This window comes from Claveliimonas monacensis, assembly GCF_014982975.1.
Lineage (GTDB): Bacteria > Bacillota > Clostridia > Lachnospirales > Lachnospiraceae > Claveliimonas > Claveliimonas monacensis.
This window is the reverse complement of sequence record NZ_JADCKL010000002.1, coordinates 195,912-214,379: the sequence shown is the minus strand read 5'-3', so window position 1 is coordinate 214,379 and position 18,468 is coordinate 195,912. Positions and strand designations below refer to the sequence as shown.

General features: G+C 51.2%; 19 protein-coding genes, 1 pseudogene and 1 other annotated feature. Of the genes and pseudogenes, 11 read left to right on the top strand and 9 right to left on the bottom strand.

Annotated elements, in window-relative coordinates; all coding sequences use genetic code 11:
• Positions 1-32: 32 nt before the first annotated feature.
• Together INF30_RS04175 and INF30_RS04170 are read right to left on the bottom strand one after the other, a co-directional pair.
• A complete protein-coding gene (locus INF30_RS04175) occupies positions 33-227 on the bottom strand; it encodes a hypothetical protein (RefSeq protein WP_226394327.1) in 195 nt (64 codons plus the stop codon).
• A 72-nt stretch (positions 228-299) separates the two neighbouring features.
• A pseudogene (locus INF30_RS04170) lies at positions 300-728 on the bottom strand (MobV family relaxase); the annotation flags it as partial.
• Between the two features lie 54 nt (positions 729-782).
• Here INF30_RS04170 and INF30_RS04165 point away from each other — a divergent pair.
• Both INF30_RS04165 and INF30_RS04160 read left to right on the top strand, forming a co-directional pair.
• Positions 783-956: a hypothetical protein gene (locus INF30_RS04165; protein WP_456298482.1), complete on the top strand. Its 174-nt coding sequence runs from the start codon at positions 783-785 to the stop codon at positions 954-956.
• Positions 957-1,062: 106 nt separating this feature from the next.
• On the top strand, positions 1,063-1,680 hold the full coding sequence (locus INF30_RS04160) for a class I SAM-dependent methyltransferase (protein WP_226394326.1): 618 nt from the start codon (positions 1,063-1,065) through the stop codon (positions 1,678-1,680).
• Between the two features lie 713 nt (positions 1,681-2,393).
• Here INF30_RS04160 and INF30_RS04155 read toward each other — a convergent pair.
• From INF30_RS04155 to INF30_RS04140, 4 genes are all read right to left on the bottom strand, one after another.
• Complete coding sequence (locus tag INF30_RS04155; protein ID WP_226394325.1) at positions 2,394-2,522, bottom strand: helix-turn-helix transcriptional regulator; 129 nt, start codon at positions 2,520-2,522, stop codon at positions 2,394-2,396.
• Positions 2,523-2,687: 165 nt separating this feature from the next.
• Positions 2,688-3,359: a DNA alkylation repair protein gene (locus INF30_RS04150; protein ID WP_226394324.1), complete on the bottom strand. Its 672-nt coding sequence runs from the start codon at positions 3,357-3,359 to the stop codon at positions 2,688-2,690.
• Positions 3,356-3,721, bottom strand: a complete 366-nt coding sequence (locus INF30_RS04145) for a helix-turn-helix domain-containing protein (protein WP_226394323.1) — start codon at positions 3,719-3,721, stop codon at positions 3,356-3,358. Before INF30_RS04145 ends, INF30_RS04150 begins: the two co-directional genes overlap by 4 nt.
• A gap of 127 nt (positions 3,722-3,848) precedes the next feature.
• Positions 3,849-4,199, bottom strand: a complete 351-nt coding sequence (locus INF30_RS04140; protein ID WP_226394322.1) for a DUF2200 domain-containing protein — start codon at positions 4,197-4,199, stop codon at positions 3,849-3,851.
• Between the two features lie 311 nt (positions 4,200-4,510).
• Between INF30_RS04140 and INF30_RS04135 the strand changes: the two genes are divergently transcribed.
• Positions 4,511-5,494 carry a FliH/SctL family protein gene (locus tag INF30_RS04135; protein ID WP_197682232.1) on the top strand — a complete coding sequence of 328 codons (984 nt, stop codon included), beginning with the start codon at positions 4,511-4,513 and terminating at the stop codon, positions 5,492-5,494.
• On the opposite strand, the gene INF30_RS04130 is transcribed toward INF30_RS04135, so the two are convergent.
• The 3 genes from INF30_RS04130 to INF30_RS04120 all read right to left on the bottom strand — a co-directional run bounded on the left by INF30_RS04130 (position 5,463) and on the right by INF30_RS04120 (position 6,703).
• Entirely contained in the window at positions 5,463-5,939 is a 477-nt protein-coding gene (locus tag INF30_RS04130) for a GNAT family N-acetyltransferase (protein ID WP_226394321.1), read from the bottom strand. The two genes, INF30_RS04135 and INF30_RS04130, sit on opposite strands and share 32 nt — an antisense overlap.
• The gene (locus INF30_RS04125) at positions 5,936-6,265 is read right to left on the bottom strand and encodes an LPS biosynthesis protein (protein WP_226394320.1); all 330 of its coding nucleotides are present in this window, start codon (positions 6,263-6,265) and stop codon (positions 5,936-5,938) included. Before INF30_RS04125 ends, INF30_RS04130 begins: the two co-directional genes overlap by 4 nt.
• Positions 6,266-6,358: 93 nt before the next feature.
• The gene (locus INF30_RS04120) at positions 6,359-6,703 is read right to left on the bottom strand and encodes a TIGR04076 family protein (protein ID WP_226394490.1); all 345 of its coding nucleotides are present in this window, start codon (positions 6,701-6,703) and stop codon (positions 6,359-6,361) included.
• Between the two features lie 126 nt (positions 6,704-6,829).
• Between INF30_RS04120 and INF30_RS04115 the strand changes: the two genes are divergently transcribed.
• The 8 genes from INF30_RS04115 to INF30_RS04080 all read left to right on the top strand — a co-directional run bounded on the left by INF30_RS04115 (position 6,830) and on the right by INF30_RS04080 (position 18,402).
• Positions 6,830-7,501 (top strand): Crp/Fnr family transcriptional regulator, encoded by a 672-nt coding sequence (locus tag INF30_RS04115; protein WP_226394319.1) that lies wholly within the window; start codon positions 6,830-6,832, stop codon positions 7,499-7,501.
• Between the two features lie 224 nt (positions 7,502-7,725).
• Entirely contained in the window at positions 7,726-8,652 is a 927-nt protein-coding gene (locus INF30_RS04110; RefSeq protein ID WP_226394318.1) for a DUF1848 domain-containing protein, read from the top strand.
• 23 nt (positions 8,653-8,675) lie between these two features.
• A complete protein-coding gene (locus INF30_RS04105) occupies positions 8,676-9,479 on the top strand; it encodes a protein-ADP-ribose hydrolase (RefSeq protein WP_191384927.1) in 804 nt (267 codons plus the stop codon).
• Positions 9,480-10,279: 800 nt separating this feature from the next.
• Positions 10,280-10,525, top strand: a binding site (T-box leader).
• A 99-nt stretch (positions 10,526-10,624) separates the two neighbouring features.
• The gene (locus tag INF30_RS04100) at positions 10,625-13,285 is read left to right on the top strand and encodes a valine--tRNA ligase (RefSeq protein WP_226394317.1); all 2,661 of its coding nucleotides are present in this window, start codon (positions 10,625-10,627) and stop codon (positions 13,283-13,285) included.
• Between the two features lie 93 nt (positions 13,286-13,378).
• Positions 13,379-15,592 carry an LTA synthase family protein gene (locus tag INF30_RS04095; protein WP_076776156.1) on the top strand — a complete coding sequence of 738 codons (2,214 nt, stop codon included), beginning with the start codon at positions 13,379-13,381 and terminating at the stop codon, positions 15,590-15,592.
• Between the two features lie 2 nt (positions 15,593-15,594).
• On the top strand, positions 15,595-16,893 hold the full coding sequence (locus INF30_RS04090) for a bifunctional folylpolyglutamate synthase/dihydrofolate synthase (RefSeq protein WP_076776158.1): 1,299 nt from the start codon (positions 15,595-15,597) through the stop codon (positions 16,891-16,893).
• A 15-nt stretch (positions 16,894-16,908) separates the two neighbouring features.
• Entirely contained in the window at positions 16,909-17,052 is a 144-nt protein-coding gene (locus tag INF30_RS04085) for a hypothetical protein (RefSeq protein WP_164488608.1), read from the top strand.
• 18 nt (positions 17,053-17,070) lie between these two features.
• A complete protein-coding gene (locus tag INF30_RS04080) occupies positions 17,071-18,402 on the top strand; it encodes a tetratricopeptide repeat protein (RefSeq protein WP_076776161.1) in 1,332 nt (443 codons plus the stop codon).
• Positions 18,403-18,468: the final 66 nt, after the last annotated feature.

Here is an 18,468-nt window from a genome sequence, read left to right as displayed (position 1 = left end):
ATAAGCGTGGGCGTGTTATCAATGATGGGCTATCAGGTTGAAGCGGCTTTTTCTGCGGTATGCCGCACCACATCTACAATCAGATCACCGAGGGGCTTCCCGCCTGCGGCGAAGTGTTCGGAGATTTTTATACGGTTGTTCCCACATACAAAATACTGCGTGTCGTTCTCTGTTTGTATGACCTGCCCTGTCCGGGGTGTAAAAATAACGCTTTCGCTTTTTGCCATCCAGTGTCCTCCATATTCAGTTTTCAAGGTACAATGCCGCACAGGGGCGGCGAAAATTTCTGCTTATATCTATCACCTTTCCTTTACCGTGTGCCGTCGCTGCCGTTTCAGTTCCGCCAGCACTTCCGGCGGGATACGGTCAACCAGCCGCTGTAAATTGTCCAGTTCGCTTTTCAGCTTTGCCCGTTCCATCGTATCTTTCATCTTGCCTTTTTCACTGGCCTTTGCCCTTGCTTCCAGCTTCTCATTCTCCGCCAACAGGTCATTGATTGTGACCTTGTACTTTTTCAACTGCCCGGAGAAATTCTCCATCTGCGGAAACCACTTTTTCAGCATGGAGAGGGCTTCCTCTTTTTTCTTTCCGGCGTTCAGCGGGTTAATGCCGTCAAGGGCGGCTTCAATGGCTCTGGCCTGTTTGGAGAGGGAAACCGCCTGTTTGAAAAGCCGGGTGGGGATATGCTTCCGGCCTGTCTTGCTGGCACTTTCCCCACGCTCCAAGTCATTAAGAAAGATATTGACAACGGGGAACAGCCGGGGGAAGCTGTGACCGCCGCTATGTTCCAAGCCATGCGGGACGCACTGGCGGAGCAGAAACAAAAACCGCTTTCCATTGACGATGTAACGGCGATGGTTGCCGGACAGATCGGACAGCTTGCGCCGATGGACGAGGAAGCCGCCGACCTGTTTCAAAAGCTGGCGAAGAAGATGATGGAGCAGACAAGAAAGTAAGCATAAAAAGTGCAGAAACCGAAAATGAAATTTTCATATTGCCGCCAAAAAGGAAGTGAGATATAATCTAAATTAGCTACAACTAACGCCGAAAGGAGCATTGTGTATGTCTTTTTTTCAAAATACTTGCAAGCCAAAAGGAATTGGCGGGAAAATTATGGTTAATATGATGAATTCAGGACATTCATCTATGGCTGAATGGGGCTTTACACATATAGAAATTGCTGAGAATAATATATGTCTGGATATTGGGTGTGGCGGTGGTGCCAATGTTAAAAAACTGTTAGAAAAAAGTCCTCACGGCAAAGTGACGGGTATTGATTACTCAGAAATCAGTGTGGAAAAATCTCAAAAAATCAACAAAGCAGAAATATCAAATAAGCGTTGCAAAATCTTACAAGGTAATGTAATGGAACTTCCGTTTGGAAATGAAACTTTTGATGTGATTACTGCATTTGAAACAATATATTTTTGGCCTGATATTAGTGGCGCTTTTAAGCAAATATATAGAGTTTTAAAAAATACTGGAACTTTTATGATTTGCAACGAGTCAAATGGAGAAAATCCCAAAGAAGAAAAGTGGACTAAAATGATACAAGGAATGAAAATATACAATTCTGAACAAGTTAAAAAATCTTTAGAGGACGCTGGTTTTACAGACATAAAAATACACAAAAATAAAAAAGGCTGGCTCTGCGTAGTTTGTAAAAAAATTAAGATGTAATTCTTTTATTATTCGTGAAATAGCAAAGCCAGCCGAGCCAGTCAACGGTCAAGATGAACGGCGCACAAGTGCGCCGCCGTTGACAGCCCCGCCCGTCTTTGCTAAAGGGTAATCAAGGCGGGAAAGCCCTAAAATGGCTTCCCGCCCATTTCAATTTCGAGAAAAGAAGCACTTCAAAATTGGAAAGAGTGCGGCCAAGCACTTTGAGGGATTGGCCGCCTTGTCCATCCATTCAGCGGAACGGCGGGCGGCGGTCAAGGCCGGGTGTAAACCCGTTCATTTCAGTCTTGACGGTTGCCCGCTGTCCTGCTATTTTTCCGAGAGTGTGGCCACAACTTCGGGACACTTTGTCCACAAGTCAGAGCGTAGGACGAAGAACGGGGCGTTCATATACGCCCTGTCTGCTGTCGAAAACAGACCTGCGCTTGCGGCTCCACGCCACACAAGCACAGCACTGTTTTCCTGCCGCTTCAAATGCCCTTGCCCTCCCCGGCGGCAACGGCATTTTCACGGCAACGCCGACAGAGCGTATAACACACTACACTTTGCTTCGCAAAGTCGTGTGCCAAATGGGGGCGTTGCCCCCTTTGGAAACCCCCACAAGAAAAGGCGGTACGCTACCCCTCCACGGGGCGCATACCGCCTTTTCTTGTTATCCAGCCCTCCGGCTGTATCGGTTGAGCAAAAGTCAGCGTGGGATTGATGTGGTATCTTTAACTAAGTGAAACCCCCTGCTCCCATCGGGAGATGGCCTGCCTGCTGACATGCAGCTGCTCAGCCAGCTCCTCCTGGGAAATATTTCTTTCTTTTCTTACTGTGCGAAGATTTTCTCCAAAGCTCATAGGGGTGCCTCCTTTTATGTGTGATATGCTGTCAGATCCGGCCGCTTCCATGTGCGGCGGGCCGTTGTGGTATGCCTGTATCATAGCGGAAATGCCCTGAGCAGGCCACCAACCCTGGCTTGCAATAGCGCAACCTGGGGTTGCATTTTATATTTCAGAGGTATATCAGAGGTATTTTGACCCCTCCCGGACACTCAGCTTGTCCATCTTTTCCCCATAGGTGCGGATAAAGTCCCGCACCCACTCGGGATCAGTCTTTGAGTAATCCCGCAGGCTCCAGCCGATGGCCTTGTTGATGAAAAACTCCCGGCTTCCCAGATTGTTGACGAGGATTTTCTCCAGCAGCTCTGTGTTGGTCTTCTCTTTCCTGCCAAGCTGATGGTCGATGGCGATCCTGCGCAGCCAGAAGTCCTCATCCAGAGACCACTCCAGCATCAGGTCATCCACCCGGCTGTCCTGAAGGCCAATGAGGCCGACGACCTGGTCAAAGAGGTCAATGGTGTCCCACCACTGCTTTGCCTTGATGTAGGTCCTTATCTTAGGGATATCCTCATAAGTGAGCAGGTCCTGCATAGTCCTCAGATAGTCTCCCGCCAGATACTGGAATTCCCGGTGCCCGTCTGCGTAGCACTGGTCGAGGAAAGTCCAGTCGATCCTTCCGGCTTTCTTTTCCTGTCTGAGAAAATCTCTGTACAGCGCTCTGCGCTTCGGGGTGGGAAGACCGTAGAAGGGGAACAGTTCCCTCATGTACCTGGACATTTTGACAGCGTTTTCTCTGTCTTCCTGTTCCTCAAATCTCTTTTTGACAGCAAGATATTTTTCCATGCTCTGGTTCATTTCTGTACCTCCTGCAGCAGGTCCTCCGGCGCCACTCCAAACAGCTTTGCCAGGGCAATGAGATTGGTGGTGGTGGGTTCCGAGGTGCCGTTTTCCCATTTGGAGACAGCCTGCCTGCTGATTCCCAGCGCCTGGGCCACGAATTCCTGGGTCATCCCACTGTCCGTGCGGTGTTTCTTCAGCACTTCGCCCAGGGATTTCCTTGTCCTGGCCGTCTCCGGGGTGACATTGCCGGACCGGATGTATTTCCTTAGGGCTTTCACGACCAAAATGAAGAGATAGACGCCGCCCACAAAGGTCCCAAGGACATAGATGAGATTAAAAAATGCAATAACAACAGATAAAGCAGATAAAATTTCCATATAGGATCCCTCCTTTTGATGGATACAGCATAGCATGTATGCGCAGTTGCATCTATCAACCCGGGCGCAACTTTGCGGTTGCACCGGAAACTGCCCAAGGCGGATATGTAGAGGGCGTGCTTTTTTATCAGCTGCGCAGGATTTTCTCCAGGGACTTGCCTTTGGCCAGCTCGTCAATGAGTTTATCCATATAGCGGATCTTCTGCATGAGCGGATCCTGGATTTCCTCCACACGGACACCGCAGACAACCCCCTTGATGAGAGAAGAGGCGGGGTTGATCCGGGGTGCGTTCTCAAAAAATGCCTTTAAGTCCGCCCCCGAGTCAAGCTGCCGTGCAAGTCCTGGCTCATCGTATCCTGTGAGCCAGCAGATGACAGTGTCTACCTCTTCCTTGGTCCGTCCTTTTTTCTGTGCTTTCTGAAGATACAGAGGATAGATGTCTGCGAAAGGATAAGAAAATACTTTGTTTTCTGCCATTGGAACCGCCTCCTTTTGTTATTCATAGTGTATCATCTCTGTTTTGCAGTGTCTATCATTTCCCTAAATTCGTTTTCATAAATTTGTACAATATGTCCTATTGATACCCTTGTTAGTTTCTTGTATAATGTAAACCATCTACAGAGAAAATCTTTTCTCTGAGGCTGCCCGGCAGCCATTCTTATTTGTGATCATCCGGCATTCGTCCGGGGCGGTTTCCGCTACAGATATTCCTTTTTATGAAGTCTGCAGACAGGTGAAAAGGTTGCAGTCCGTTGTTTTTATGTCTATAATGGAGGTGTGACATCTTTATGTGCATGACGAAAAAAGTAAATATGGTAAATGTGGATGACTCAGAATATCCCACAGCTGACCGGGAATACAAAGACCGGCTCTTTCGGCTTGTGTTCAATAATAAGGCTGATCTTCTGTCCCTTTACAACGCCGTGGCAGGCGCGCAGTATGAGAATCCGGATGAGCTGGAGATCAACACGCTGGGAAATGTGCTCTATCTTTCCATGAAAAATGACATTTCTTTCCTTGTCAGCGGCACCCTGAACTTATATGAGCACCAGAGCACCTACAATCCCAATATGCCCATGAGGGGAGTGTTGTATTTTGCCAGGCTGTACGGAAAGATTATTGCCCAGAACAATATAAATATCTACAGCTCCAGCTCCAAGAAGTTTCCTTTTCCGCAGCATATTGTGTTCTACAATGGGACGGAAAACCAGCCGGATCGGACGATTCTCCGGCTCTCCGATCTTTTCGAGAGGAGCGGGGAAGGGAAAACTCCTGCGCTGGAATGTATCACGGTGATGCTGAATATCAACTACGGACACAACAGAGCCCTTTTGGAGAAGTGCCGGCGGCTGGAGGAGTACGCCATCTTTGTGGACAGGGTGCGGAGAAATCTGAAGGCCGGAAAGCCGCTGGAGGAAGCAATCATGCAGACGATAGACGACTGCATCCGGGACGAAATTCTGAGGGACATCCTGATCCAGCAGAAAGCGGAGGTGGTGCAGGTGATACTTGAGACATTTGACAAAGAGAAGTATGAGAAGGCCGTGAAGAGCGAAGCCTATGAGGACGGCTATCAGGCTGGAAAGGATGACGGATATCAGGCTGGGAAGGATGAAGGGTATCAAGCCGGGAAAGAGTCCGTGCTGAGGGAGAAGATAAAGAAAAAGCTGTCCAGGGGAAAGACAGCACAGGAGATCGCGGAAGATCTGGAGGAGAGTCTGGAGACGGTGGAAGAGCTGATCACTCAGCTTTCCGGCACGGCTTCTCCATAGCGTAGTTCGTCAGCTGGATACCGCGGCGCTCCACGGTCTGTTCTTTTACAATGCGGTATCCTCTTTTTTCAAAAAAAGGCTTTGCGGTGATGGAAGCGTGGGTCGTAAACCGGACGGGGGAAAGCTCCGGAGAGAGGGCAGCTTCCAGACGGTCGCAGATGGCAGTGGCTATGCCCTGGCGCTGAAAATCTTTATGTACATAGAGGCGGTCCAGGTAGCCTGTGTCGTCCATGTCGCCAAATCCGACAATGATACCGCTTTTTTCTGCAACAATGGTGTGGTGGGCTGAAAGTGTGGCCTGCCACTTTTTCATATCCAGTTCTTTTGGAGACCACGCGTCCAGCTGCTTGGAGGTGTAGTCCCGGGCGCAGACCGTGTGGACCGTATCCTGGAACAGGCGGACGACGGCGGCAAGGTCCTCTGAGGTATATGCTCTGTAGATCATAAGTCTTTCCTCAGGACCTCCTTTGGCGGCTCGATCTCATTGGCCAGCGTGTGTTCGGTGAGCTCGGACAGGAGCCGGAGCTTTTTGTTCAGCATGGGTCTCATGCAGTTGGGGACATGCTCCTGGTGGGCCCGGTGTATGGCTACGCACTCTTTGCAGTTGCCGTGATAGCGGCACGCTTTTTTGCAGGGGCAGTGGTCCTTATCTTTGTATTCCTCTCTGAACTGAGCGGCAAATTCTTCCTGGAGTTTCAGGCCTTCCGAACGGTTCCCTTTATGAAATTCCTTCATTGCGGCCAGTTCTTTTGGATTGTTTTCGATTATCATATACGCCTCCTGATATAAGCAGTCTTTTTCGCTCTTTCTGTGGAGCAGTGTATCACTATCCGGCGGAGATGTCCATATCTGTTTTCTTGCTGTTTATCTGACCGGCGTGTAGCTGATCTTTGATTCTTCTTCCGTGGCCTCCAGTTTGAAGATGACAGGGCGCAGCCCGTCGTTGCAGGAGACGATGGCGATGCCCGGTTTTTTGATCCAGTCTCCGTAGTAGAAGAGATCTTCCCCTGCTCCGTGAGCCAGGGCGAAGACATACTGGTAGATGGCTTTCCAGGCCTCATCGCACATGCCTTCCGGCTTTGCGTAGTCCGCATAGAAGATCTGCCCCTCCTTCATCATGTGACAGGCGGTCAGCCCTTCGACTCCGTATTCTTCAGCCAGTTCCTTGTCAAGAGTTGTTTTCAGTACAGTAATCTTTACCTGTTTCATCATCAATCATTACCTCCTTATTTGTGCTGCGGCGCCTGGAAGAAACATGGGAAACCTTGCAGGCAGGCGCCTGTATGTATTATTATGAGATCATCCTAAAATGCTGCCCAGAAAAGGGGGATTGTCATGCAGACACCTACATATATTTTTACGGATGATTTTTCCGGATTTGAGGAAGTTTTTAAAGCTGCTCCACACAGAAGAGTGTCCTTTGAGAAAGGCGACAGCCTGTGGGCGTCAGGACAGCCGTTTTCGCCTATTTACTATATTTTGTCCGGGACTGCGATGACCTGCATCCACCACGAGGAGGGGCGCAGGAAAATCTTGTCTTTCCACGGCAGGGGGACAGTCTTTCCGGTCTATCACGCCAACCAGTTTAAAATAGAAAGATCCATCGTCACCCAGGCTCTTGAAGAGGTGGAAGCGCTGGAGTTCACTGGAGCACAGTTCCGCGGCATGATGCAAGAGAACTTTTCTTTTACGGATGCCGTCATAGACTGGTACGCGTCTTATGTGAATCTGCTTCTCTATGAGACGGCGCACCAGGAGTACAACAGTGCGCTCCTCAAGCTGTGCAATCTTCTCTATCTTCTTTCAGATAAAAAAGGCGGACCGGATGACAGGCAGATCCATCTGAGCCAGGAGGAGCTTGCAGATGTCCTTGCTGTAAACAGAGTCAACCTTTCCAGACATCTTTCCAGGCTCCGCCAGGAGGGGATCATCTCCACAGGACGGAAGCAGATCCAGGTGCTGCGGCCGGATCTGCTGGCGGATTTCTGCTCCAGCGAGACCGTATGAAAACGGGTCCCAAAGACAGATACGGCTTGGGATCCTTCACGACCATCATACATGAAAGCAGGAGGATTGTCTGTAGTTTAAGCTACAGAGAGTGCTCTGATTTTTCTGTCATTCAAAAGCGGGATGTGGTATAATTTATGATGTATGATGCGGGGCAAAAGACCATGCATTTCACGGCGGCATGAGTCTGCACAAATCGGGCCCCGCGGTGCCAGGGAGGACTTATGATCATCAGCGCAAGCAGGAGGACCGACATTCCTGCCCTGTATCCGGAGTGGTTTATGAACCGGCTGCTGGCAGAGGAAGTCCTGGTCCCCAACCCCTACAACAGAAAAAAGGTGAGCCGTATCCGCCTTACGCCTGAGGTGGTGGACTGCTTTGTGTTCTGGACGAAAAATCCGGAACCCATGCTGCCCTATCTGAAGATGATCGACAGGCTGGACTACCAGTATTATTTTCAGATGACGATCACGGACTATGAGAAGGACATTGAACCCCATCTGCCGTCCACGGAGGAGTCCATTGCCACCTTTATCCTTCTGAGCCAGCGGCTGGGGAAAAACAGGGTGGATTTCCGCTTTGATCCCATCCTCCTGACGGAGAAATATACCATTGACTATCACCTTGAGAAATTCGACATGATGTGCGAGTGGCTGCATCCCTATACGACCCGGTGCATTTTCAGCTTTGTGGACTCCTACAGAGGCAGCCCATTCAGGGAGCCGGAGGACGAGGAGAAGGTCATGCTGGCGGAGGGGCTTTCCAAAATTGCCGCCAGGTATGGTCTGCCCCTGTACACCTGCGCGGAGAAGATCGATCTGGAGCAGTACGGCATCCGCCACGCTGCCTGTGTTGACAGGGAGAAGATAAGGGAGATCATCGGATACAAGCTGGACCTGAAGAAGGACAGGGGACAGAGGAAGGAGTGCGGCTGCTGCGAGAGCATTGACATCGGCATGTACGACACCTGCGTCCACGGATGCCACTACTGCTATGCCACGGCCAGCCTTGCCAGCGCAAAGAGCAGGAGGAGTGAGCATGATCCGGAGTCGCCCATTCTGATCGGACACCTGCAGGGAGATGAGACAATCACAGACAGGGAAGTGGAGTCCAGCAGGGACATCCAGCTGTCGCTGTTTGATTTTATGTGAAAATGATCTGTTGGAGGAAGACAATGACCCGTTCTGAGAAAGTATCCTGGCTGATCCGGGAGCTGAAAAAAGAAAATCCAGGCTATGAAGTCATCCGGGAGCCGATGAATGAGACGGAGAAGAGGAGGCTTCTGCGAAGCCTTATGAATGTGCGGTGGCCCGGAAGAGTGAGCCCTGAGTTCCTGCGGGTGCAGGATGAGCTTCTCAGGGAGGAGCTGGAGGAAAAAGGTGTCACAGATGGAGAGGCGCTGCCGGTGATCCGGGAGCAGTATCCCTGCACGGCCATAAAAAACGACGACCGAATCGTGCTCTGGAGGGGAGACATCACCACCCTGGCTGTGGACGCCATAGTCAATGCGGCCAACTCCCAGATGCTGGGCTGCTTTGTCCCCTGCCACGGCTGCATCGACAATGCCATCCACTCGGCAGCGGGGGTCCAGCTGCGGAATGAGTGCGCACAGCTGATGGAAGCCCAGGGCCACGAGGAGCCCGTGGGAAAGGCAAAGATCACAGGGGGCTACAATCTGCCTGCCAGGCATGTGATCCACACAGTGGGCCCGGTGGTGGGCGTGCAGGTGACGGAAAAGCAGAAGGAGGAGCTGGCCTCCTGCTACAGGAGCTGCCTGAAGCTGGCGGAGAAGAGCGGGCTTAAATCGGTGGCCTTCTGCTGCATCTCCACAGGGGAATTTCATTTTCCAGGCAAGCTGGCAGCCCGGATCGCTGTGGAGACGATCGACAGATATTTGTCCGGCTCCAGGCTTGAGCGGGTGGTAATTGATGTGTTTAAGGAGGAGGACCTGCATATTTATCAGAAGATTTTCCGGTGATCGTGTGAAAAAACAGGTTACTTATCCCCCGGACTGAAATAAGTTATCCACATCTGCGGTGGATAAAACGTGAAAATTTTGGGCAAACGGGTTAATAGTATGTAGATGAGATGTATGGAATATCAAAATTTTTAACTTATACGCAGAGGAGTAATGTACCATGAGTGAAATTATTAAGTCTGAAGTTCAAAAGAAACAAGAAGAGGTAAAAAGACTATTAGACAAAGATATTTTTATCTGTTACAAAAGGGTCAAAAAATAACATCCACTGAGCGAAAATATTTGACGTATTTCGTGACATAATGTATAATGTACTTAACAAGGGAGCCGTTGGCCAGTGCACACCTGGCCGCCGGTACAATAAAGTCTTAAAATAGTGCCTTATCTTACCAGGACAGGGGCACTATTTTTTGTGCCTGTAAAAGGTAATGACAAGGGTAATTACAGCGCACAGCATGATAACAAAAGTAAAAAGATCACTGTATGTAACCATAGTACCAGCCTCCTTTGCAAAATCTGGCGGCTGGTATAGCACCCCAACGGCTCCCTGGGTAAATACATTATTCTGTTTGACTGTTAAATGGGGACCTGCCAAAAGCAGATAAATGATAGAATGAAATTACAACGACATATATCAAAATTTATTTAAAAAGTATATCATATCCTCTCTTGTGGTTCCACTCTTTTTTCTCTGATTTTTTGTCTGTAGTCCCCACATCCCAGTTCTTAAGAGTTTATGAAAATTCAGTGAATTCCTTGACAAAACCACACTGTCTGGCTATCATTATGGATAGTTTATGAAAAAGGCGGAGAAGAAGAGGAGTACGCAGGTGTTACCGCTCCACAAAAGAGAGGGCTGTCCGTGGGCTGAGAGGCGGCCTGGAGAAGGAACTGCGGAAGGTAGCTTTGGAGCCGGATGGCTGAATGGCAGACAGCAGGTAAGTCATCCCGGAGTCGTTCACGTTACAGAATAAGAGAAGATATATGGAGGCGTTTCTTCCATATTAAATAAAGGTGGTACCGCGGACAAGTTATTCGCCCTTTACGTTTCAGTGAGGGGTGATTTTTTATTCATCAGATCCCTTCGCTGTGTCAGTTACATACACTGTGTATCCGCAGGAAGAATGATTATGAGGAGGAAGACCATGAGCCAGAATCTGGAGAAAACCTACAATCCAAAAGAGATTGAACCGAAACTGTATGACAAGTGGTGTGAGAACAAATACTTCCACGCTGAGGTAGACAGGAGCAGAAAACCTTTTACAACTGTCATGCCGCCCCCGAATATCACAGGAAAGCTGCATATGGGCCACGCCCTGGACAACACACTGCAGGATATCCTGATCCGCTATAAGAGGATGCAGGGATACAATGCCCTGTGGATCCCGGGAACAGACCACGCTGCCATCTCCACAGAGGTGAAGGTGACAAACCAGCTCAAAGAGGAAGGAATTGACAAGAAGGAACTGGGACGGGAGAAATTCCTGGAGCGCACCTGGCAGTGGAAGGAAGAGTACGCGGGAACCATCGAGGGACAGCTCAAGAAGCTGGGTGTTTCCTGTGACTGGGACAGAGAGCGGTTCACCATGGACGAGGGCTGTTCCAAGGCAGTGGAGGAAGTGTTCATCAGCCTGTATGAGAAAGGCTATATCTATAAAGGATCCAGGATCATCAACTGGTGTCCGGTATGTAAGACATCCCTCTCCGACGCGGAAGTGGAGCACGAGGAGCAGGATGGACATTTCTGGCACATCAAGTACCCCATTGTAGGGACAGATGACTATCTGGAGATCGCGACTACCCGTCCGGAGACCATGCTGGGAGATACAGCCATCGCTGTGCATCCGGACGATGAGAGATACAAAGACATCGTAGGAAAGAAATGTCTGCTTCCGCTGACAGACCGGGAGATCCCCATTGTGGCGGACTACTATGTAGACAAAGAATTTGGGACCGGTGCCGTGAAGATCACACCGGCCCACGACCCCAACGACTTTGAGGTGGGAAAACGGCATAACCTGCCTGAGCTCAACATCATGAACGACGACGCCACCATCAATGAGCAGTACGGTGGAAAATATGCCGGTATGGACCGCTACGAGGCCAGGAAGGCCATGGTGAAGGATCTGGAAGAGCAGGGATACCTTGTAAAGGTAGAGCCCCACTCTCACAACGTAGGAACCCACGACCGCTGCCACACCACAGTGGAGCCTCTCATCAAGCAGCAGTGGTTTGTGAAGATGGATGAGCTGGCAAAGCCTGCCATCGAGGCTGTGAAAAACGGCGATCTGAAATTTGTGCCGGAGCGGTTTGACAAGATCTACCTGCACTGGCTTGAAAATATCCGTGACTGGTGTATTTCCCGTCAGATCTGGTGGGGACACCGGATCCCGGCCTACTACTGCGACGAGTGCGGCGAGGTAGTAGTATCCAGGGGAATGCCGGAGAAATGCCCGAAGTGCGGCTGCACCCATCTTACACAGGATGAGGATACGCTGGACACCTGGTTCAGTTCTGCCCTGTGGCCCTTTTCCACGCTGGGATGGCCGGAAAAGAGCGAGGACCTGGACTACTTCTATCCCACAGATGTACTTGTGACAGGATACGATATCATTTTCTTCTGGGTGATCCGCATGGTATTTTCCGGGTATGCCCATACAGGAAAGAGCCCCTTCCACACCGTGTTCATCCACGGCCTTGTGAGAGACTCCCAGGGACGCAAGATGAGCAAGTCCTTAGGAAACGGCATTGACCCGCTGGAGATCATTGACCAGTACGGCGCGGACGCCCTGCGTATGACCCTGGTGACAGGAAATGCCCCCGGAAACGACATGCGCTTCTACAACGAGCGGGTGGAGGCAAGCCGCAATTTCGCAAACAAGGTGTGGAACGCTTCCAGGTTCATCCTCATGAACATGGAGGACAAGGAGATCACAGAGCCGGAGCTCTTTAAGCTGCTTCCCGCGGACCGCTGGATCCTCTCCAAGTGCAATAAGCTGATCCGGGAAGTGACCGAGAACATGGACAAATTCGAGCTGGGCATTGCCCTCCAGAAGGTGTACGACTTTATCTGGGATGAGTTCTGCGACTGGTACATTGAGTTTGTAAAGCAGAGAATGTACAATGCCAAGGAGGATCCGGAGTCTGCAGATAAGGCGCTCTGGACACTGAGAGAGGTGCTGAAGAACGCGCTGAAGCTGCTCCATCCCTTCATGCCCTTTGTGACAGAGGAGATCTACAGTAAGCTCATTCCCCAGGAGGAGTCTCTGATGATGTCCGACTGGCCGCAGTATAAAAAGGAGTGGGAGTTCCCACATGCGGAGAACGTGGTGGAGCACTTGAAGCTCCTGGCCAGCGGCGTGAGAAACATCCGGGCGGAGATGAATGTGCCTGCCGGCAGAAAGATCAAGATCTACGTGGTGAGCCAGGAGCAGGAGCTGCTGACCGGTTTCCAGATGCTGAAAGACGCAGTGCTGAGGCTTGCCAACGCGTCAGACTTTATCGTGCAGCAGGACAAGACGGGCATTGCGGAGGACGCCATCTCTGTGGTGGTTCCGGATGCGACAGCCTACCTGCCGCTTGAAGATATGATCGACTTTGACCAGGAGATCGAGCGCCTCACAAAAGAGGAGGCCCGTCTCACAAAAGAGATCGCGCGGTCCAATGGCATGCTGGGCAACGAGAAATTTGTCAGCAAGGCTCCCGCCGCCAAAGTGCAGGAGGAGAGGGAGAAGCTGGAAAAATATGAGCAGATGATGGCCCAGGTAAAAGACCGCCTTGCCTCACTGAAAGAGAAGATGGCTTAGAGGGGCGGCAGGTGCCGCAAGAGCAGACAGAAGAGAACCGACAACTGTCAGAATGTCAGCAGATGATCCACAGGGAAAAGGAAAGGGATGACAATGAAAAAAATTCACTTGAAAAAGCCTGATATCAAGGGCGCCCTTTATAAAATCAGACATTTGAAAAAAGAAGATATAAAGGCGTGGTACCGGGCAAGGAAGGAGCGCCGGGAGAGGATCCTGGAGGCCCGCCGTAACGGGCCGTTTGCCCAGAAAATGAAGCCGGTCTACGCTTTTATGAACCGCTTTTCACTGGTGTTTCATGCCCTGCTGGCATGTCTGATCAATTTTGCCATAGAGGCCATCTCCAGGCATTCACCCTTTGAGGCCTGGGATTATATGGTGGGATCGCCGCTGGTGTTCCTGTACAATGCATTTATGATCTTTATGACCTTCACGGTGGTGTACCTGGTGCGGAGGCGGGTTTTCGCCCGCATCGTCATCAGCGTGCTCTGGCTGGTTCTGGGCGTGGCCAACGGCTACATGCTGATGGTCCGTGTGACCCCCTTTAACGCCCAGGATCTGAAGGCGGCTGGAGAGGGACTGGCCCTGATCAACAACTACTTTGATCCGCTGGAGCTGGTGCTGGTGATCGTGGGCCTGGCTGCTGTCATCGTGTGGAGCGTGTCCATGTGGAGGCGGGGCGGCCAGTTTGAGGGGAAGATGCACCGCATTCTGGCGCTTGTGGGCGTTGTAGTGTGCTTCGGCGCCTACACATTCATCTCCCAGGTGGCTCTGGACAAGCGGGTTGTCTCCAATTATTTTGGAAATATAGCATTCGCCTACGAGGATTATGGACTTCCCTACTGCTTTATGGCCAGTCTCTTTAATACAGGTATCGACGAGCCCAACGGCTACAGCCAGGAGACGATGGACCAGATCAGCAGTAACGGGGAGATCACAAAGAATGAGACAGGCCGCTCAGAAGAAGAGCTGCCCAATGTGATCTTTATACAGCTGGAATCCTACTTTGATGTGGAGGAGGCAGAGTTTTTCACAACTTCTGAGGATGCCACTCCCAACCTTCACGCCATGGCGGAGCAGTACTCGTCTGGCTATTTTAAAGTGCCTTCTGTGGGGGCGGGGACAGCCAACACAGAATTTGAGGTGCTCACTGGTATGAACATGCGCTACTTTGGCCCTGGAGAGTACCCCTACAAGACGATCGTGAAGTTTCAGCCCACGGAGAGTGCTGCCACGGCGTTTGGCGCCCTTGGATACGGGACCCACGCCCTCCACAACAACGGAGGGAATTTCTACAGCCGTGCCAGAGTGTACAATATGATGGGCTTTGACTCATTTACGAGCAAAGAGTTTATGAACATTCTCCAGACTACAGAAAACGGCTGGTCCAAGGATGAGATACTCATCGACCATATCCTGGAGGCCATGGACACCACGCAGCAGCAGGACTTTGTGTTCGGCGTCAGCGTCCAGGGACACGGAGATTATCCGGAGGAGCAGGTCATCGAGAATCCGAAGATCACGGTAGAGGGCATCGAGGATGAGGCTCTCAAGAATAAATGGGAATACTATGTGAATCAGGTCTATGAGATGGACAAGTTCGCAGGCGACCTGGTGGCTGCTATTGAGGAGAGAGGAGAGCCCACAGTGGTCGTGTTCTATGGAGACCACCTTCCCACCATGGGGCTGGAGGCGGAGGACTTAAAGAGCCGCTATCTCTACAATACAAACTATGTGATCTGGGACAACATCGGCCTTGCAAAGGAGGACAGGAACATTCCTTCCTACCAGATCATGGCAGATGTGATGGAGCGTCTGGACATCCACTCCGGTGCAGTCTTCAACTATCACCAGGAGCGCCGGCAGACCAAGAATTACCTGGCAGACCTGGAGCTTCTGCAGTACGATATCATGTACGGAGAGCAGTATGTGTACGATGGCGAACCGCCCATCACCGAGGGACATATGCAGATGGGTGTGAAGGATGTGGAGATCACGGATCTGGTGCCAAAGCTGGAGGAAGGCTACAGTCTGTATGGCGAGAACTTTACCAAGAACAGCCGGGTCTACGTGAACGGCGAGCGGCAGAAGAGTTCCTTCCTGAATAATACAAGGATCGAGCTGCCGGAGACCACTCTGGAAAACGGCGATGTAGTGACTGTCAGCCAGGTGGGGTCCAGCAATACGATCTTCCGCACTTCGTGTGAGTATGTTTACCAGGATGGCACGCTGAATAAAGTGCCGGGAACAGGAAGCGCAGACCAGGAGGGTGTATCCTGGGTTGTGGCAAACGGAGAAGAGGAAGAGTAGAAATGACTTATCAAGAGGCTGTTGCTTATATAGAAGAGATACCGAAATTTACAGAGAAGCATTCCCTGGCCTATATACGTGACTTTCTGAAAAGAATGGGAAACCCGGGGATGGACAGAAAGATCATCCATGTGGCGGGAACCAATGGGAAGGGGTCCGTCTGTGCCTACATGCAGGCGGTGCTCCTGGAGATGGGGAGACGGACAGGATTTTTTACGTCCCCCCATCTGATATCCATAAATGAGCGGATCGTGGTGGACCGGGAACAGATAGATGATGCAGAATTTCTCGCCGTGTTTGAGCAGGTGAAAGAGACAGTGGATGGGATGGCAGCGGACGGCGTCTCCCATCCTTCTTATTTTGAGTTTCTTTTTGGAATGGCCATGCTGGCTTTTGCCCAGGCAGATGTGGAGTATATCATCCTGGAGACAGGGCTGGGAGGCAGGCTGGATGCCACCAACGCAGTGGAGCACCCGGCCGTCGCGGTGATCACTTCCATCAGTCTGGATCACACGGCGTATCTGGGGGATACGGTGGAGCAGATCGCAGCTGAGAAGGCCGGGATCATCAAGGAGGGAGTTCCTGTCATCTTTGACGGGACAGATCCGGGGGCTGCGGCAGTCATAGAAGCGCGGGCAAAGGCCCTCCACGCAGATTGTAGAAAGCTTGGGAAAAATGCGTTCGAAATCCGGGAAATTACAAGGAAACATATTGCATTTTCAAGGGGCAGTGCGTATGATAAAGATGAACTCTGGACGATTCGGGGATGCGGGACTTACCAGATGATGAATGTGTCCCTGGCTCTTGCGGCGCTGGAGACGGTGCTCCCGGAGGAATATGTAGATTATGAAAGATGGAAAAAAGCGGTCTCCCGCGTTGTCTGGAAGGGCCGGATGGAGGAAATACGACCGGGGATCTTCCTGGACGGAGCCCACAATCCGGGGGCTGTGGAAGCTTTTGCAGACACGCTGGATGCGCTCGGGGAGAGGGGGCCGGTGATCCTTTTTTCCGCTGTGTCGGACAAGGAGTATGAAAAGATGGTCTCCATCCTGTGCGGCAGGGTGAAGACCGGACTTTATATTGTCACAGAAATCAAAGACAGCAGAAAGGTTCCTGCGAGGGAGCTGGGAGAGATCTTCCGCAGATATACGGACAGTCAGGTGCTGGTGTGCCGGGAGCCCGCAGAGGCCCTTCAGGAGGCGCTGGCAAGGCGGCATGACCGCTGTATCTGCTGCCTTGGCTCTCTTTATCTGATCGGAGAGCTGCGGAGACTATTTGAAGAGAATGCTGCCTGCACATAGAGGAGGTATAGATTTATGCTGAACTACGAAGAAGAACTGAAGAAATTCCAGCCCAGCGTGGAAGTGGAAGACATAGAGGACGCAGTATACCAGGAAGATCTGACGGATATGAGTGATATTCTGCGGGAGATGATCGAGCAGACAAACAACAGTAAGTAGAAAGAATACGGGGATCATATGGAGTATACACAGAAACTGGTGTACCAGTCCAACTACTGGTACAATGACGGACTTAAGAGGGCCAGGATCAGGGACATGTCCGGAGCGGTCACATCCCTGAAGAAAAGCCTTCAGTATAACAGAGAAAACATCGCGGCGAGAAACCTTCTGGGACTTGTCTATTATGGACGGGGAGAAGTCGGGGAGGCACTTGTGGAGTGGATCCTCAGCAAGAATTTCCAGGCCCATGAGAACATCGCCAATTACTATATAAAGAAACTGCAGGAAAATCCGACGGAGCTTGAGAAAGTAAACCAGGCGATCCGCAAATTTAACCAGAGTCTCTCCTACTGCTATCAGGACGGGGAGGATCTGGCCATTATCCAGCTGAAAAAAGTGGTGGCGGATCACCCCACTTTTCTGAAGGCTTACCAGCTTTTATCCCTGCTGTACCTGCATACCCAGCAGTACGGGAAAGCGCGCCACACTCTGAAGGAGGCCCACAGGCTGGACACGACCAACGACATCACCCTGCGGTACATGCATGAGATGAACGAGCTGCGCAGGAACAGGGCGCTCCGCCAGGCGGACAAAGAGGGAAAAAAAGAAAAACCCCAGACAGTCACCTACAATATCGGAAATGAGACGATTATTCAGCCGGCTTCCGCAGGTGTAAAAGAAAATGCGGGTCTTATGACGATTGTGAACATTGTGATCGGTCTGGTGGTGGGCGTGGCTGTCATGTGGTTCCTGATCATGCCGGCTGTGAACAGTTCAACAGCAGAGAGGACCAACCGGCAGGTGAAAGAGTTCAGCAGCCAGATCGCGGAGCAGGAGGCCCAGATCAGTGCGCTGCAGACGGAGCTGGAACAGTATCGGGCCAACAGCGAGGCCACGGAGACAGCCCAGCAGACGGCGGCATCCACCCAGGACAGCTATGAGATCGTCCTGAACATGTATGATCACTACCAGGCGGAGGACATGAGTGACGCTGCTATGGTGGAGGAGCTTTTGAAAGTCAATCCGGATTCTCTCGGGGCAGTCGGAAGAGAGCAGTTTGACACGATGACAGAGGACATTTACGGCAGATACTGCGAGACGCTCTACTACACAGCCCAGCAGAACTTTGAGGTGGCCAACTATGCGGACGCCATTGCAAACCTGAACACAGTTATGCAGATGAACGCAGGCTACGACGATGGACAGGCCATGTGGCTTCTGGCCCAGTCCTACTCTGCCTCCGGTGATACGGAGAATGCCAACACATGGACAGAGAGGGTACAGACGGAGTACCCCAATATTGATACATCCGGAGGCGGCGACAGCTCCGGGGAGGACGCTTCCGAGTAGGGGTGCCCGGCGGCTGACAAGCGTATAAAAAAGACACAAAAGAGAAGGATATACAGAAGAAAGTAT

Coding starts and splice junctions, on each gene's coding strand:
- INF30_RS04175 (WP_226394327.1), bottom strand. CDS start 227: ATGGCAAAAAGCGAAAGCGTTATTTTTACACCCCGGACAGGGCAGGTC.
- INF30_RS04165 (WP_456298482.1), top strand. CDS start 783: ATGTTCCAAGCCATGCGGGACGCACTGGCGGAGCAGAAACAAAAACCG.
- INF30_RS04160 (WP_226394326.1), top strand. CDS start 1,063: ATGTCTTTTTTTCAAAATACTTGCAAGCCAAAAGGAATTGGCGGGAAA.
- INF30_RS04155 (WP_226394325.1), bottom strand. CDS start 2,522: ATGAGCTTTGGAGAAAATCTTCGCACAGTAAGAAAAGAAAGAAATATT.
- INF30_RS04150 (WP_226394324.1), bottom strand. CDS start 3,359: ATGAACCAGAGCATGGAAAAATATCTTGCTGTCAAAAAGAGATTTGAG.
- INF30_RS04145 (WP_226394323.1), bottom strand. CDS start 3,721: ATGGAAATTTTATCTGCTTTATCTGTTGTTATTGCATTTTTTAATCTC.
- INF30_RS04140 (WP_226394322.1), bottom strand. CDS start 4,199: ATGGCAGAAAACAAAGTATTTTCTTATCCTTTCGCAGACATCTATCCT.
- INF30_RS04135 (WP_197682232.1), top strand. CDS start 4,511: ATGTGCATGACGAAAAAAGTAAATATGGTAAATGTGGATGACTCAGAA.
- INF30_RS04130 (WP_226394321.1), bottom strand. CDS start 5,939: ATGATCTACAGAGCATATACCTCAGAGGACCTTGCCGCCGTCGTCCGC.
- INF30_RS04125 (WP_226394320.1), bottom strand. CDS start 6,265: ATGATAATCGAAAACAATCCAAAAGAACTGGCCGCAATGAAGGAATTT.
- INF30_RS04120 (WP_226394490.1), bottom strand. CDS start 6,703: ATGAAACAGGTAAAGATTACTGTACTGAAAACAACTCTTGACAAGGAA.
- INF30_RS04115 (WP_226394319.1), top strand. CDS start 6,830: ATGCAGACACCTACATATATTTTTACGGATGATTTTTCCGGATTTGAG.
- INF30_RS04110 (WP_226394318.1), top strand. CDS start 7,726: ATGATCATCAGCGCAAGCAGGAGGACCGACATTCCTGCCCTGTATCCG.
- INF30_RS04105 (WP_191384927.1), top strand. CDS start 8,676: ATGACCCGTTCTGAGAAAGTATCCTGGCTGATCCGGGAGCTGAAAAAA.
- INF30_RS04100 (WP_226394317.1), top strand. CDS start 10,625: ATGAGCCAGAATCTGGAGAAAACCTACAATCCAAAAGAGATTGAACCG.
- INF30_RS04095 (WP_076776156.1), top strand. CDS start 13,379: ATGAAAAAAATTCACTTGAAAAAGCCTGATATCAAGGGCGCCCTTTAT.
- INF30_RS04090 (WP_076776158.1), top strand. CDS start 15,595: ATGACTTATCAAGAGGCTGTTGCTTATATAGAAGAGATACCGAAATTT.
- INF30_RS04085 (WP_164488608.1), top strand. CDS start 16,909: ATGCTGAACTACGAAGAAGAACTGAAGAAATTCCAGCCCAGCGTGGAA.
- INF30_RS04080 (WP_076776161.1), top strand. CDS start 17,071: ATGGAGTATACACAGAAACTGGTGTACCAGTCCAACTACTGGTACAAT.